Source organism: Nostoc sp. FACHB-110 (genome assembly GCF_014697425.1).
Taxonomy (GTDB): domain Bacteria; phylum Cyanobacteriota; class Cyanobacteriia; order Cyanobacteriales; family Nostocaceae; genus Nostoc_B.
On record NZ_JACJRU010000019.1, the window covers coordinates 17,406 to 33,243 of the forward strand.

A 15,838-nucleotide genomic window follows, 5' to 3' on the forward strand; every position below is an offset into this window, starting at 1 on the left:
AATTATTAATGGTGCAGCGACAAAAAATATCACTATAGATATAAACTTTCAGCTTTACAATATATTTTTTCGGGTGCATGATTAAAATATTTAAATAATGCTGGACATAGCCAACCTTCCAGACTTTTTTCGCTCCACCGATACCAATTACCGCTATATTCTTCTCGTAACCAAATTAGTTCTGCTTGATAAGTAGGAAAAGGGTTAGCAGAAAACAGCAATTTAAATCCTTCATCTACATGGGCTATTCCCTGCACAAAAATATCAATCATCTCTGGTACACCACTAACAAATGGTTCTTGTAATAACCCTAAACGCTCATCATCAAATACCCATGTTTGATTAAGCCTATAAGGGAAAATAACTATGATTGAGTTAGTCATGAGGAATTATTGATTAACTAATTAGGGAATAATTATGGATAAAATTAAAATTTACGACAGAATAATATAAGTTTATCTACAACTTTAGCTCATCAGCCATCTTCTACCATTTTGGATTATGAAACGCTTGATTAGTCAGCTTTTAAGACTTTTATCTGTCGCCATCATTTTTCAAATTGGAATTACATGGTGAGGCGGGGAAGAAAAGCACAAATTTATTTAAGATTCAGGCAATTCTCAGCAATCAAGCTTATTCTGTACAGCAATTGGGAGCAAATACTGTCATTATGTGTCGTTTACTTGCCTACCTTGGCCCATCTGTGTCTTTAGAACAACTTTTGTATAAACCAGAACATTCTTTAATTGTGCAGAGTTATCTACCACGAGAAATGAATTCTGGGGTAGTCAATGCCGATGGTTTTGGTGTGGGTTGGTATCATACTCAAAAAGAAACCGAACCCTTTATTTACAAAAATACAATCCCAATTTGGAATGATATTAACTTGCCTCATCTGTGCCGTTATGTGGAGTCACAGTGTGTATTAGCTTATGTCCGTAGTGCTACCCCTGGACAATCTCTAGATTTTGCTAATTGTCAGCCATTTAATCATCAGCAATGGTTGTTCTTACACAACGGCTACATTGAAAATTTTCGGCAAACTTTACACAGAAAAATCCGCAGCACTCTAAAACCAGAATTTTACGACAAAATTTTTGGCAGTACCGACTCTGAGCATATATTTGCTTTGTTACTTTCTCAGGCAGAAATTAATAAACACCGTCCTCCTGAGTATGCTTTACGCACTACTTTGTTATTAATTTCTGAGATGGCAAAACGCCATCAGGCAAAGGTTTTGGCAAATGTTGTGTTGAGTGATGGTAAACGCCTAATTGCCTCTCGATTTGCTGTGGGTTCACAAGCTCCATCTTTATATTTATTAAGAGATGATCTCAATTTCCCTAACTCTGTAATCATTGCATCTGAGCCATTATTTACTGGTGATTGGAAACCTTGCCCAGAAAATAGCATTATCAGTGTAGGAGAAGATTGTGAGATCCAAATTGAGCAAATCTAATACAAAAGAGGCTGTTTTTTATGCCTTAAATGAATGTCGGCAAAAAACCCTAAAACTATTTGACTGTGTAGATAATATGACATTACGCAGTCAGTATCACCCAGATTTTAGTCCTGTGGGTTGGCATTTGGGACATATTGCTTACACCGAGTCTTTATGGTTGTTAGAACACAGTGCAGGTTTGCGCTGTTTGTTCCCGCAGTACCGCAAATTGTTTGCAGCAGATGGTTTACCGAAGTCGCAACGCGTTCAATTACCAAGTTGTTCAGAAATTCGCTATTACTTAAACACAGTTCGAGAAAAGGTGCTTGAGCATTTGGAAGTGGCTGATATTGAACCAGAAGAACGTCTGTGGCGTTTTTTAATTCAACACGAAAGCCAACACTGTGAAATTCTTAGCTTTGTGTTGGAAATGGCAAAGCGTCATCAGTTATCAGTTAACAGTTATCAGTTATCAGATAACAGTCATCATGATATGGTGATGATTCCGGCTGGGGAGTTTCAGCAGGGAAATAACTCTATTGATGCTTTGGATAATGAGATTCCAGTTCATAGGGTATATCTAGATACTTACTTTATTGACCGCTACCCGGTGACTTGTGGACAGTATCAAGAATTTATGAGTGCAGGAGGGTATGAAAATCGTGAGTGGTGGTCAGATTTGGGGTGGCAATGGCTACAATTAGCACAAGTAAAGCAACCTCTTTATTGGCATAGCGATCGCGCTTATAATAATCATCCAGTATGTGGTGTCAGTTGGTACGAAGCAGAAGCATACTCGCACTTTGTGGGTAAGCGTTTACCCACAGAAGCCGAATGGGAAAAAGCGGCGAGTTGGGATGGGGAAGCTAACCGTCGTCGCACCTATCCTTGGGGTGAAGAAATTCCTACAAGTGAATATTGTAATTGCGATCGCCTGGTGGGTCAGACAACTCCAGTCAATGCCTATCCCACTGGGCAAAGTGCTTATGGTTTATTCGATACCCTCGGTAATGTTTGGGAATGGACAGCTTCATGGTTTACACCTTACCCAGGTTTCCAAAGTTACCCATATATCGGCTACTCCCAAGTTTATTTTGACAACCAACACCGCGTTTTAAAAGGTGGTAGTTGGGCTACACGTCCGTGGGGACTGCGTTCTAGCTTTCGTAACTGGTATTATCCCAGCGTCCGGCAAATTTTTGCGGGTTTTCGCTGTGCTGCAAATATCAGACTAATAAACATATAAAGCGATTTTGAGGATAAAATTTTTAAATCTAGCCTGGAGTATAGATTTATCTAGCTCTAGCGTGATGATAATAGCAACGGCTCTATGTTTCACTAACTTGAGCAAGTTTACGTTTAAAACACACTTATAACACTGCAATTTGGTGGAGGTTAAATGTCAATATCTAAAGCTGTGAACAGCAAAGTTACTTCACAAAACACCATTGAAGAACGTTTGCAAATACAGCGTTTGGTAGAAGCAACCAAAGTAGTCACATCCACGGCGGGAACAGACGTAGTTAGGGGTTTAACGCAAGCTTCTAAAACTTTACCTGCATATTACTTTTATGACGATCGCGGTTCAGAATTATTTGAAGAAATTTGTGAGTTACCAGAATATTATTTAACCCGCACAGAGACGGCAATCTTACAAAAGTACGCCAGTGAAATTGCCAAAATCACCGGTAGTTGTGAATTGGTAGAACTTGGAAGTGGTAGTTCTACTAAAACCCGGATTTTGCTAGATGCATATCAGCACTTAGGCTATCCTCTACACTATCTGCCAATAGATGTCAGTGCTGGAATGCTAGAAAATAGTGCTAGGCAGTTGTTAGTAGATTATCCCAAACTGCAAGTTTATGCCCTAGCAGGAACCTATGAAATGGCTTTAGCCCAACTCCCGGCAACTCAGTTACCTAGCCGGATGATAGGTTTTATTGGTAGTTCTTTGGGAAATCTCAACGCGCAAGAGTGTGATATTTTCTTTTCGCAAATTACCAATGCTTTGCAACCAGGGGAATATTTCTTATTGGGGATAGATTTACACAAATCCAAAGAAATTTTAGAACCTGCTTATAACGACAGCCAAGGAGTGACAGCAGCTTTTAATATCAACATACTTGAGCATTTAAATCGACGATTTGAAGGTAATTTTGATACAACACAGTTTGAACACTGGTCATTTTACAACGAAACTGAACGTCGCATTGAAATGCATTTGCGAAGTCTGCGATCGCAAACTGTCCAATTAAAAGCTCTCAATCTCACCGTCAATTTTGCCGCCGGAGAAAGTATTCTCACCGAAATTTCTCGCAAATTTGACCTTAAGCAAATACAGCAACAACTTACCGCCCGTGGCTTAGTTCCTGTTCATACATGGACTGATTCAAATCAGTGGTTTGGTTTATTGTTGTGTCAGTTGCAAGGATAGAGGAGTTAGAAACTAGTCCCTAGTATTTTGACTTAGCCCTCAACACAGACAAACCAAAAAAAGTATAAGGAAGCAGTTTTAAAGTATAGGGTGTAAGTGAGAAAAACACTCACACCCTATACCCTTATACCCAGTCAGTAAATCCCGACTAGTAATCAATAATTGATCATTCGCGTCGGATGACTAAATTAGGAATCACCAATTACAGATTATCTTCTTCTGTAGGTGGGTCTTTTATCTAACAGGTGAACAGCAGCACCAGCCGCCGCACCATTGAGGCCATTTTTCCAGGTGCTTCTACAACCACCAGTAACTGCGCCTGTTAAGATACCTGCGCCTGCACCTACACCGATATCTTGAACAGGTAAACGTCCACGCGCTCTTCTAGCTTGTCTGGTTCTTGCACCATTAGCCGCATTAACAGCAGCACCAGCACCAGCACCAACGGCTGCATTATTTAAAAAAGAACCGCATCCAGTTATAGCGCCAGTTAATGCACTAGCACCAGCACCAATGGCTGCATTATTGAGAACTCGGTCATCAGCAGAAGCAGGTTGAGCGGGAATTAAGCTGGTTCCAGCTAGAGTAGCCGCCATCAACCCTGGTAGAAATGTGCGTTTTAGGATATTTTTCATGGTAGTACCCTCAAAAAAATCTTACGATTGGTAGACAACTAAATTTTCTGTGCGATCGCCAATCCTCTTATCTCTGATTTTAGACAACAGCAATATTAAGCTGTATACGGCTATTTCTACAATGGCACAAGTATATTTATATTTGTATCTACTCAAAGTTAGTCTTTCTCATGGTAGTTAACAGCCTGTTGTATTTAGTGAGTGGACAATAATTAAACTGACACATTCATTTTAAAAGGATGAATTGTCAAAACATCAAAAAACAGGGAACAGGCAAGCAGCAACAAGGAAATCCCCATAATTAAAATTAAAATTAGGAGATTTGCCGAAGATTTATTTTGATTTCTCTTAATCAATAAGTTTAAAAAAATTCGCTTCAATCTTCTTTCAGGTTGTCAACGTTGTTACTTTTGCTTGTTTCCTCGTCCCTGCTAGAAGGGCTTGGTAAATTTCCTACTTCAGACTTCAGACTTCAGACTTCACACTTCATACTTCAGATAGCTTGAATCCACTCTTTGATAAAATATTCTGTCCAAATCCCATTTTGCCAATAAGGGTCATTTTCAATTAATTGCCGAACAGTAGCTTCGTCGTCAGCCTCGTAAATACCAAAAACTTTAGTCACATCCTTGGTAGGGCCGATAGTAATCAACACGCCAGATTTTTTTTGTTCGGCTAAACCATCTAAATGAGCTTGACGGTGAGGTGCGCGTTTTTCTAAAACGTCGTCGCAGTAGGTTCCCCACATTACATATTTAGTCATAAGATTTGAAATTTGCTGTCATAATTTGGCTTGGTCTAATACCGTTTCACTTAAGTTTGATACAAATGGGTCGCAGGGGGCAGGGAGAAAGAATTAAAAACCAATGTATTTGTATCAGAATTTTCGTGAAATGGTATAAATCAACAAAAACTCAGAAATTTTGCTAATTTATACTGCATTAAATATATTACCTGTCTGCTTTTGTAAAATCTACTGTTATTACAGTAAACAAACTGAAGCCAAGTAAAAAAAATCTAGAGAAAATCGACAAGACCGTAGAGGCTAATTAGTAGTAATAATAATGCGGCGATGCGAGTTAATCGGGTTTGGGGCGAGGGTGCGATCGCTTCGCGGACTAAAATAGAAATGGCGGCTCCGATAGAATAGCTCAGGCACAATACTATATATGCTAGTTGATGCGTAATTCCCCAAGCAGCTAATACTATCATAGCTAGCAATAACATCAACCCTTCTATAAAACTGGGTGGATTATATTCACTAGATAAAATTAGGCTATTCAACCAAAAATGCCAATATCTCATACCCTTTGCCGAGTTAGAAAAGCAAAAACAACAAATTTTTAGGGACACAAAATTTTGTGTCCCTAGTTGTTTTTTTCAGTTAAATTAGCGCACACCCGTTTTAATTTGTCCTGTGCCGTTTTTCTTTGCAGAATCTTCTTCTGGTAATTCCACGCCAAAAACACGAGCAAAAACTTTTTCGACTTTATAACCAGAATCAATCGATTCGAGAGGATCTTTCCGTAACCTGTGACGCAGACACAAAGTAATCACGCGACGGATATCATCAAGGGTAACTTCGGTTCGTCCTTCAAAGGCGGCTAATGCTTTGGCTGCACGGTTGGTAACAATATCACCCCGCAAACCATCCACATCTAACTCTGAACAAACTTCGGAAATTTTCACCCGCAAATCATAGTCAATTTTGACTTCTGGTAACAGCGTTTGAGCATTGACTACTTTTTGTTGTAAGGCTTCTTGCTCAGTTTTGTGCTGTGCCAAAAATGCTGGTGGGTTTTGGTCAAATTCCGAGCGTTGTTCGACAATTTGCACCCGTAACGCTGGTTCTTTCACTGTGTGAATTTCGGCGTGCATACCAAAACGGTCAAGTAACTGGGGACGTAATTCGCCTTCTTCCGGGTTTCCCGAACCGACAAGCACAAACCGCGCTGGGTGACGGATGGAAATACCCTCGCGTTCTACGGTGTTCCAGCCACTAGCTGCCGAGTCGAGTAACACGTCTACGAGGTGGTCATCAAGCAAGTTGACCTCATCCACGTAGAGAATACCGCGATTCGCTTTTGCCAATAGTCCTGGTTCAAAAGCTTTCACACCCTCAGACAACGCTTTCTCGATGTCGATAGTACCGCATACCCGGTCTTCTGTAGCACCCAAAGGCAGGTCTACCATTTGCACCTTTCTATGGTCTACAGGAACATCCCCACCTTGTGCTACTGTTTGACGGACTTCATCGCTCATCAAGTCGGGGTCGCTGGGGTGACTATTGAAGGGGTCATTAGCAACTACAGGGATTTCTGGCAACAAATCCGCTAACGCCCGGATAGTAGTTGTCTTGCCTGTACCGCGATCGCCCATAATCATGACACCACCGATTTTGGGATCAATCACGTTCAACAGCAGCGCCAGTTTCATTTCTTCCTGGCCCACAATTGCCGTAAATGGAAATACCACGCGACGCGCACTTGCCGTGGATTGAGCAGTTGGAGTCACTAAACTACCTTAATAACTTTTTTTATTACAGTTCTTTATTGTGCCACAGTTGGGGGCGGGGAGAATAGGGAATTGGGAGTAGGGGGTAGGGTGTGGGGTGTGGGGTGCGGGGGAGAAAGAGTTTTTCTGATTTGTCGGCGATGATATCAGGCTGATTGAATCACTCTGCGTTTCACTAATTTGGTAATTGGTCAGGGTCTATTCCTAACGCTCTTAATTGTGCAGCTAATTGTTCAGCCCTTTGTTCTGCCGTTTGGGCGCGTTCTTCGGCAATTAAGGCGCGTTGTTCAGCAGCTTGAGCGCGTTCTGCACCCGTAAGCAAAACAGGCGTTGCATCAATGCGGGATGAATTGAGATGTTTAACAAAAATAAAATATTGATTCTTCGCGCCTTTGCGCGGCAGTCGCTTCAAGTCGGCAGAGCCGCCCAACGCGCTGCCTTGCCTTTGCGCGAAACAAAAAACATCCCACTAATCAGCAATGCCGCAAAACATTTCCTTCAATATCACACCAACGCAGCCAAATATCTTGTTTACCCTCAAACACACCTTCCCAGAGAGTTAAACCTAAACCAACTTCTGCTAACCAACTCGTGTCCATTTCGACATAATGCCTCACTGCTAACTGATAAGTGCGTAGTATCTCATCTCCTAAAAGTTGCAGTGGGTCAAAAACAGCGTAATAACCTACCGCCATCCGGGCATAGTCCTGTAACTTACTACCTAATTCATTACCTTCGCGGTTGGAGACAATTTCAATTACGACATCCGGGGCTTTCCCAAACTCCCAGGTAAAATAAGTCCGGTTCTTTTTTTGTTGCCAGTCATCTGGCATAGTCACATCTAAGCTCAAGAAGACATCTGGGACTAAGGGCGGTAAACCAATACTATAGAAAACTCCCGCATTAGCAGCTACAATAAATCTTTCGGAACCTGTGGGACGATTCCAAGAGGTGTATAAAACTTCGGTTAACAAACGCTGTTGTTTTTCCAAGCGAAAGTTATCCACAGGGGTATCATCTTCAATAACGATGTGGCTGATGTCTGGCGCGGGAGCTAGGTTTTCTGATGATACAGCTTCTTGAACCATATAAAGCGATCGCCTCCTCCATCAGTTAGTCTTTTCTATACTTTAATAGAATAGAGATATAAACCAAGCATATTTAATCACGCTAATTAAGCACAATTCCCATGACCACTTCTAAACGCCGCTATCACATTACTACATTCGGTTGCCAAATGAATAAAGCCGACTCAGAGCGCATGGCTGGCATTTTAGAAGACATGGGCTTTGAGTTTTCCGAAGATCCCAATCATGCAGATGTAATTCTCTACAATACCTGCACCATTCGAGATAACGCCGAACAAAAGGTATACTCTTACCTCGGCAGACAAGCCAAGCGCAAACACGAACAACCAGATTTAACTTTAGTCGTGGCTGGTTGCGTCGCTCAACAAGAAGGCGAAGCATTACTACGCCGCGTTCCCGAATTAGATTTGGTTATGGGGCCACAGCACGCCAACCGCCTGAAAGATTTGCTGGAATCAGTATTTGGCGGTAATCAAGTTGTCGCCACTGAACCAGTGCATATTATGGAAGACATCACCCAGCCGCGCCGAGACAGCAAAGTTACCGCCTGGGTGAATGTGATTTACGGTTGTAACGAACGCTGTACTTATTGCGTAGTTCCCAACGTGCGTGGTGTAGAACAGTCCCGCACCCCCGAAGCCATCCGCGCCGAAATGGAAGAATTAGGCAGACAAGGTTACAAGGAAGTAACTTTACTCGGTCAAAATATTGACGCTTACGGTCGAGATTTACCAGGAGTCACACCAGAAGGACGACATCTGCACACCTTCACAGATTTACTTTATTACGTCCATGATGTGCCGGGAGTAGAAAGGCTAAGATTTGCTACCAGTCACCCCCGTTATTTTACGGAAAGGTTAATCAAAGCTTGTGCTGAGTTACCCAAGGTATGCGAACACTTCCATATTCCTTTCCAGTCTGGGGATAACGATGTCTTAAAAGCGATGTCACGGGGTTACACCCAAGAAAAATATCGCCGCATCATTGATACAATTCGCAAGTATATGCCGGATGCGTCAATTAGTGCAGATGCGATTGTTGGTTTCCCTGGTGAGACAGAAGCACAGTTTGAGAATACCTTGAAATTGGTGGAAGATATTGGTTTTGACCAATTAAATACAGCCGCCTATTCTCCACGCCCCGGCACACCTGCGGCATTATGGGAAAATCAACTGAGTGAAGAGGTGAAAAGCGATCGCCTACAAAGATTAAATCATTTAGTGGCGATTAAAGCAGCCGAGCGATCGCAGCGTTATTTTGGTCGCATCGAAGAAGTATTAGTCGAAGACCAAAACCCCAAAGATAAAACTCAAGTCATGGGACGCACAGGCGGAAATCGTCTGACATTTTTTACAGGCGATATTAATGAATTAAAAGGGCAATTGGTGAAAGTAAAAATCACCGAAGTTCGCGCTTTTAGCTTGACTGGTGAACCGATAGAAGCGCGGCAAGCTTTGACAGTTTAAGTGAATGTACACCACACTGAAAATTTCAAGTGAAGAGAAACTTAGGCAGAAAATACACATAGACATTAAATGATTAACTTTACCGAGATTCCTCACGATACTGATGATTGGGAGCTATTTTCTAGGGATCTTCTTCAGTCAATGGGTATGCACATCGAAACACCACCTGATCGTGGTTCAGATCATGGTAGAGATATTCTCGTGACTGAAACACTTTCAGGTACTCTAGCCAATGTGCGGCTAAGGTGGCTTGTAAGTTGTAAACATTTTGCTGGTTCGCAGCGTTCCGTTACCGAAAATGATGAACAAAATCTTTTAGAGCGTGTTAAAGGTTTCAAGGCTGATGGCTTTATCGGTGTATATTCTACACTCGCGTCATCAGGCCTAAATCATCGTTTGGAGCAACTGAGAAATAACCCTGATCCATCAATTGGAATTAAAGATTATAAAAAAAAGTTTTAAGAGCTATGTCTGAAGAAGAATTTCAACAAATGAAAGAAATTAGGTTTTTATAATTATTATTTATTATACTATATAAAAAGCTAGAAAAAGGTTATATGAATAGTATTACATTAACCTCCAATCAAGAACAATTAATTCAAAATTTACTAGCCACAGGTAAATTTAATAATGTCAGCGAAGTAATTCAGGCTGCATTGTCACTTTTAGAACAAGAAACCATTGCAGATCAAGCATGGCTTGATGAAACGCGTATTCTTATTGATGAAGGTATAGCATCATTAGAGAATGGTGAAGGAATTGACGGGGAGACTTTTGTTAATAATTTATTAACAAATTTACAAAATATTAAAGAGTCTCAGAAATGAGCAAGTATATTATTTCATTACCTGCATCTCGTGATTTACAACAGATTTCTGAATACTTCGCCATCGAAAATGTTGAAGCAGGAGAACGATTACTGCAAGAGTTTAATCAAAAATGCAAACAACTTGTTAATTTTCCTAAGATGGGAAAAAAATATGAAGATTTACGGGCTGGCTTACGAGGTATTCCACTAGATGGCTATATAATTTTCTACCAAAATATGAATGAGAATATTGAAATAGTCAGAGTTGTTAGTGGTAGAAGAAATCTCAAATCACTATTTGAAAATCAAGAAGATTAGCGATCGCAAATAATTCCTCCACCATTAATCAACGCTTCATTTATTCCAGTATTTCACAAGCGATCGCTCAACACTGATCAAATCACCCAGCCACACCAACATTACTAACTAACATGGATGGGGCAAACTCCGAGAAATTATCGCTTATCCTATTGTTGACATCAAGTGCGATCGCTAAATTGCGTTTTGAAGATTACGAACGTCATACTAAACGCCGCAATTGATGGAAATAATATACTAAAAACAAACTCCACATCTATTTAGTTGTAATTATTTGCACTTGCGGCAACTTCTGTATCTTCCACTGTGTTAGTTTCCACAGGTTGAGGTTGGGCTACTTCAATATCAGCACCATTAATAATTACACCTACTAATCCCAGGTCGGCTTCCATTAATTGGTCGATCGCTTCACCTAGCATATTTTCTTGGGTATAGTTAGGTCGCGCCACTAAAACTATCCCATCGCTGTAAGGTTGAATTAATAAAGGATCATTAGAGTAACTTAAAGGATGCGTATCTAAAATTACCATGTCATAACGTTCTCTTGCATCCTCCATCAATCGCCGCATCTCGCTAGATTCCAGAATTGCCGCCGATTGACGTACAGGCCCAGGGCTTGGAATGATGTATAAATTTTCAACCTCTGGCACTAGACGAATACAATCGCTCAAGCTCGCATAATAACGCAGTGGCTCAATAGTGGCTTCAGGGTCAGGAGAAACTTTCAAAGATGCAGCTTGAGAAGGCGAGCGCAAATCTGTTTCCACAATTAAAGTCCGTTTACCCGCACGCGCAGACGCGACACCCAAATTGTAAGCACTGATTGTTTTTCCTTCTTGACTACCTGTGCTAGCAATTAGCACCACTTTTAAGTCTTTACCACCTAAGCGGCGTAAATTACTGCGGAATTTTTCATAAAACTCCAAAAACGGAGAATCTGGCGAAAATACTACTGGAATCCTCTCAGGTGCTAGATCATCCACTGGCATTAAAGGTAGTTCGCCCAGCAAAACGACTTCTCGCTGTTTGAGATTTTCGCGGATATCTTCTTTGGTTTTGAAAGTACCTTCCAAAGAACCTAACAAAAATATCACCCCACCCCCTACTAAAAAGCCGAGGAAACCACCAATAGCTAAAGTAGCCGGGACACTCTTAGGTTTCGTTGGTTCAGCCAGGACGCTAGGCGCACGAGCCACAGTTAAACTACTGACAGTTTCTGCTTCGGCGGTTTTAGAGTCTGTCAGTTTAGCTTGCATTTGGTCGTAAACAGCTTTTTTGAGGGCGACCTCTTGTTCTAAACGCGATCGCTCTAATTGTTTGTTAGGTATTAAAGAATACTCTTGACGTAATCTTGTCTCTTCCCGGACTTGCTGTGCTAACTGTTGTTGTAGCGTTTCCCGTTGAGTTTGCAAAGTCACCATCTGATTCGCCAAAGCCTGTCTAGCAGGATCTAAGTTGCTTTGGGCGCGGATACCAGATACATCTCGTGCAAGCGGGGCTGTAGTTCCACCACCACCAACAACCTCACCAGCGCGTTGCTGAATCAATTCTTCGGTGGCTTGTTTTTGACGTTGCAACTGAATCATAGTAGGGTGTTCTGGTCGCAAATCTTTCCGTAATAAGGCGATTTGTGATTCTGTTTGATACAGTTGCGATCGCAATTCTGTCAAAATGGGATCAGCACTCAACGCGGAAGAAACATAAGCTTTATCCACATTTAAGCCCAGCTTTGCTTGTAAACTGCGAAGTTGAGCATCTACCCCAGCAATATTTAATTGAATTTGCCGTTGTTGGTTCTGGCTAGCAGTTACCGCCGCTAACAAACTACCATTCTCTGCTGATAATATTGCAGGTCTTTCGCGGCGATCGTATTGTTCTAGTTTTTTCTCAGCTGTTTGCAACTCCAACCGAGCTTGCGGGACTCGTTCTTCAATTTTTTTGATAATCGACGTTAAGCGTGCGGTATTAATGTCACCACTCAGCTTAATCATCGCCTGCATCAATTCCTGCACTACCTCTCTAGCCCGCTTATAATCAGTATCTTTATACTTCAATTCAATTAGTGTAGATAACACTTCGCCAGACTTGCCTTTTTCTGGTAGTTTTAGTGCTACATTTGTGCCAATAGTTTTCGGTTTAATACTGAGTTTTGTCGCTACAGTTTCAATAATTTGATCGGAAAGCAACGCCGCTTCGCTTAATTCTTGTCCTTGTTGCTGAATCTCATTTCCTGTGGCTGAAAATGAGACTGGGGGACGATTGTAGGTCAGTGCGCCATCTGCTACATAGTTAGTTGGTGGATCTGGCTGTACAGCAACCACCGTTGACCCTGCAACAATTAAAGCAAAACTAGCTAGTCCAATCCATTTGTACTTCTCAAAAGCAATTAAATAACGCTTAACAATTGGTGGGGTCATAGCAGAGGCACATATAAAGCGAGAAAATTGTGGTTAATACTCAATGGTCAACGCTTAACAGCTAATAGTCAAGAATGATTAGTTATTTGTTAAAAATTAGTCTTTAGTTTTTCCGCAATTACAAACCAATACATAAGTCTTTCGTAATCAAGATAACCTGAAATAGTTACTTATGACAAATCACCAACGATCGCCTGAACTAATGACCTTGATTGCTACTTACTCAGAGACTGGCAGAAAATCAAATATCTCATTTTCGAGAGGAGATATTTTTCTGTTTCTCCCTACACCCTGACTGCTCCCCAGAATATGATTGACACCGAACTACCTACTACCACCACCTAAGAAATCAAAGAAGCGGATAAAACTTTGGACATCAAAGAAAGGCCGAGTAATTGTACTAAAGAGATTGGTAATTCTACTAACTAAATTACGTCCAACCACAATCACATCGTTATCTTGCAGTGGGACATTTTGAGCAATATCACCAGAAAGAGCTTTTTTCGCATCTAGTTTTTGAGTGACTGCACGGCCTCTTTCTTGGTCAAAACGAACTAAAGCAATATCTCGGAGGTTAGCTGTATCTAAATTAATTCCCCCCAAAGCATCAACAAAAGTACTTCCATTGGGCAGCGTTTGGGTGACTAAGCCACCACCAGCATAATTTAACACCCGGACTCTGATTTGGGGTACAGCTAAAGTAGAACGAGATATTAAATTGCGATCGTAACCATCTTCGTTGCCAATTTCCCGACGTGGCACAATTAAAGCATCACCATCTTGCAAACGCAAATTCGGCACTGTGCCACCATTTTGCAAAGCTCCATACAAATCAATATTTTGGGAAATTACCGAACCATCCAGCAACTTCCGCCGGACTTGCACCTGGCGTAAGTCGGCGTTCATCGTAGAACCACCAGCAACAATTAAAGCATCCGCCACTCTGGGAGTCGCCGAACCAATAGTATAAATACCTGGACGAAAGACTTCTCCACTAATTGTAACTTGTACCTGTCGCGGCGCAACCAAAGATACAGCGATCGCTGGATCTGGCATCACCTTACTTAAAGCCAGACGAATTTTTTCTTGCGCTTCAGTTAAACTCAATCCTTGGATTGAGACAACACCTACTTGTGGTACAACAATATTTCCTTCGGGACTGACTTGGGCTTGAAAACTCAAATCAGGACGCGGCCCAGTCAAAGACAACACAATCACAGGATTAATAACATAACGATTGAGTAAAAAGCGAATCTTTTCCTGGGCTTCCGACAAAGTTAAACCTTCTAGTGAAACAGTACCTAGCAATGGCACGATAATGTTACCCTCAGGATTGACTGAAGCTTGAAAAGTTAAATCTGGAAAGCGTTGGACAACAACACTAATCAAATCTCCTGAACCTAAGCGGTAAGCACCCGTAGGCTTTTGAAACACAACACTAATTCCATCACCTGGCCCAAGAAGATAACGGTTAAGCTGGGAAGATTCGCTATTATCACTCCCTGGTTGAACATCAGCGTTAGGCGGTGGCGAGGGAGGCTGTAGGGGTAGTTGATTGACGGGATTTATTGGTGGTTGCGTTGGCAGTTGCCCTGGCGATGTCTCTGGTTTTGGTAAAGTTTGAGCGATGACAGGCTGCACAGTGTTTATGAGGAAAACACTGGACTGAAAACTCACAAAACACAGGACGCTGAATGCACGCAAATAATAATGGGAAGCTATGAACATTAGTGCAGTAAAGCTGAATGCATAATTTGTTCCGCCGAGTCGTTATTTTACTCTGAAAATCACTTCTATGCTTTTTTGATTGCAGAATTACTCGCGGTAGTTAATTGTTGACAGTTTTAAACTAGGCTATAGATGTTTTGCCATCAATGTAGTTTGTACTGTTTCACCCAAAGATTGAGCTAAAGGCCAAGTAGTTTCCACTTCTCCTAAAGGTTCCATAGGTAACATAACGCTGACAGCAACCCAGGGTACACGATGTTTTTGTAATTGCGCCAATTGATCTGCTACAAACCAACGTAATGGTGAAGGATCTCCACCTGTGGCAAAAGCATACCATTGCAAAACAGCAAAGGTATCTTGCTGGGTAGAAGCCCGAAAAAACCTAGCTTTGATTGGTATTTCGGCATTTAAGCTAGAATTTTGGGATTTAACTTGAAATTCTACAGTGCGTTCTTGGGCTACATCCCATTTTCCCCAACGCAACTTTCCCCAGCCATTAATTTCTGTCCATTCTACTTCAGGTTGATCTTTTGGCCCATTTTGTGGCAGTAAAAGCATGATTGCTTGGGTGGGGGAAGTTGCTTGTTTGAGAACTTGTAATGACCATTTATGTTCGCCAACTTGCTGTTCTACTTGTTCTACTGTTTGCCAACCAGGAATGGGTAATCCCGTTTTCCGTATTTTTCTTAATTCTTTGAGGGTGGTGACAGGTGGTGGCTGTTTCCATTGCCAGCGTCCTGTGAAGTATCCGGGTACTCCTCCTAGTCCTAAAAGCAGTAGTAATAATACAAGTACTACTATATAAGACAATTGTTTTTCTTTGAGAACCTTAGATAAGGAAAGCATTAGTAAAATTGGGAATATTTACGCAAAATTCTACTTAAAAAATGACTCTCTGAGTTCAGTAAAAGTAGCCATCTCCTCTAGCTAGAAGTGCGCTTGTGCTGAGGAACAGTCAAACTGTTCTTGAAGCAGACTTTTATGAATTA

The 15,838-nt window shown here is 41.4% G+C and carries 17 protein-coding genes; 7 read left to right on the top strand and 10 right to left on the bottom strand.

The window, feature by feature from the left end:
* Window positions 1–32 precede the first annotated feature (32 nt).
* Window positions 33–383: a DUF6717 family protein gene (locus tag H6G69_RS18010; protein WP_190690115.1), complete on the bottom strand. Its 351-nt coding sequence runs from the start codon at window positions 381–383 to the stop codon at window positions 33–35.
* A 287-nt stretch (window positions 384–670) separates the two neighbouring features.
* On the opposite strand from H6G69_RS18010, the gene egtC reads away from it, so the two are divergent.
* From egtC to egtD, 3 genes are all read left to right on the top strand, one after another.
* The gene (egtC, locus tag H6G69_RS18015; RefSeq protein ID WP_190690392.1) at window positions 671–1,459 is read left to right on the top strand and encodes an ergothioneine biosynthesis protein EgtC; all 789 of its coding nucleotides are present in this window, start codon (window positions 671–673) and stop codon (window positions 1,457–1,459) included.
* Window positions 1,434–2,687, top strand: coding sequence for an ergothioneine biosynthesis protein EgtB (gene egtB / locus H6G69_RS18020; RefSeq protein ID WP_190690117.1), 1,254 nt, complete (start codon window positions 1,434–1,436; stop codon window positions 2,685–2,687). The genes egtC and egtB overlap by 26 nt, the downstream gene beginning before the upstream one ends.
* A 153-nt stretch (window positions 2,688–2,840) precedes the next feature.
* Window positions 2,841–3,875, top strand: a complete 1,035-nt coding sequence (gene egtD / locus H6G69_RS18025) for an L-histidine N(alpha)-methyltransferase (RefSeq protein WP_190690121.1) — start codon at window positions 2,841–2,843, stop codon at window positions 3,873–3,875.
* A gap of 209 nt (window positions 3,876–4,084) precedes the next feature.
* On the opposite strand, the gene H6G69_RS18030 is transcribed toward egtD, so the two are convergent.
* The 6 genes from H6G69_RS18030 to H6G69_RS18055 form a co-directional block, all read right to left on the bottom strand.
* A complete protein-coding gene (locus H6G69_RS18030) occupies window positions 4,085–4,510 on the bottom strand; it encodes a hypothetical protein (RefSeq protein WP_190690124.1) in 426 nt (141 codons plus the stop codon).
* Window positions 4,511–5,003: 493 nt separating this feature from the next.
* Window positions 5,004–5,273, bottom strand: a complete 270-nt coding sequence (locus H6G69_RS18035) for a YciI family protein (protein ID WP_190690127.1) — start codon at window positions 5,271–5,273, stop codon at window positions 5,004–5,006.
* Window positions 5,274–5,527: 254 nt separating this feature from the next.
* Entirely contained in the window at window positions 5,528–5,815 is a 288-nt protein-coding gene (locus tag H6G69_RS18040) for a hypothetical protein (protein ID WP_190690130.1), read from the bottom strand.
* A gap of 84 nt (window positions 5,816–5,899) precedes the next feature.
* The gene (gene bchI / locus H6G69_RS18045) at window positions 5,900–7,024 is read right to left on the bottom strand and encodes a magnesium chelatase ATPase subunit I (protein WP_190690133.1); all 1,125 of its coding nucleotides are present in this window, start codon (window positions 7,022–7,024) and stop codon (window positions 5,900–5,902) included.
* A gap of 175 nt (window positions 7,025–7,199) precedes the next feature.
* On the bottom strand, window positions 7,200–7,454 hold the full coding sequence (locus tag H6G69_RS18050) for a hypothetical protein (RefSeq protein WP_190690135.1): 255 nt from the start codon (window positions 7,452–7,454) through the stop codon (window positions 7,200–7,202).
* 43 nt (window positions 7,455–7,497) lie between these two features.
* Window positions 7,498–8,112 carry a Uma2 family endonuclease gene (locus H6G69_RS18055; protein WP_190690138.1) on the bottom strand — a complete coding sequence of 205 codons (615 nt, stop codon included), beginning with the start codon at window positions 8,110–8,112 and terminating at the stop codon, window positions 7,498–7,500.
* Window positions 8,113–8,213: 101 nt separating this feature from the next.
* Between H6G69_RS18055 and miaB the strand changes: the two genes are divergently transcribed.
* The 4 genes from miaB (at window position 8,214) to H6G69_RS18075 (ending at window position 10,704) form a co-directional block, all read left to right on the top strand.
* Complete coding sequence (gene miaB, locus H6G69_RS18060) at window positions 8,214–9,578, top strand: tRNA (N6-isopentenyl adenosine(37)-C2)-methylthiotransferase MiaB (RefSeq protein WP_190690140.1); 1,365 nt, start codon at window positions 8,214–8,216, stop codon at window positions 9,576–9,578.
* 69 nt (window positions 9,579–9,647) lie between these two features.
* Window positions 9,648–10,040, top strand: a complete 393-nt coding sequence (locus H6G69_RS18065) for a restriction endonuclease (protein WP_190690143.1) — start codon at window positions 9,648–9,650, stop codon at window positions 10,038–10,040.
* Window positions 10,041–10,135: 95 nt separating this feature from the next.
* Entirely contained in the window at window positions 10,136–10,405 is a 270-nt protein-coding gene (locus tag H6G69_RS18070) for a type II toxin-antitoxin system ParD family antitoxin (RefSeq protein WP_190690147.1), read from the top strand.
* Entirely contained in the window at window positions 10,402–10,704 is a 303-nt protein-coding gene (locus H6G69_RS18075) for a type II toxin-antitoxin system RelE/ParE family toxin (protein ID WP_190690149.1), read from the top strand. Before H6G69_RS18070 ends, H6G69_RS18075 begins: the two co-directional genes overlap by 4 nt.
* A gap of 260 nt (window positions 10,705–10,964) precedes the next feature.
* On the opposite strand, the gene H6G69_RS18080 is transcribed toward H6G69_RS18075, so the two are convergent.
* The 3 genes from H6G69_RS18080 to H6G69_RS18090 all read right to left on the bottom strand — a co-directional run bounded on the left by H6G69_RS18080 (window position 10,965) and on the right by H6G69_RS18090 (window position 15,695).
* On the bottom strand, window positions 10,965–13,121 hold the full coding sequence (locus H6G69_RS18080) for a polysaccharide biosynthesis tyrosine autokinase (RefSeq protein ID WP_190690151.1): 2,157 nt from the start codon (window positions 13,119–13,121) through the stop codon (window positions 10,965–10,967).
* Between the two features lie 324 nt (window positions 13,122–13,445).
* The gene (locus H6G69_RS18085; RefSeq protein ID WP_190690154.1) at window positions 13,446–14,849 is read right to left on the bottom strand and encodes a polysaccharide biosynthesis/export family protein; all 1,404 of its coding nucleotides are present in this window, start codon (window positions 14,847–14,849) and stop codon (window positions 13,446–13,448) included.
* Between the two features lie 126 nt (window positions 14,850–14,975).
* Entirely contained in the window at window positions 14,976–15,695 is a 720-nt protein-coding gene (locus H6G69_RS18090) for a cyanoexosortase B system-associated protein (protein ID WP_190690157.1), read from the bottom strand.
* Window positions 15,696–15,838 lie beyond the last annotated feature (143 nt).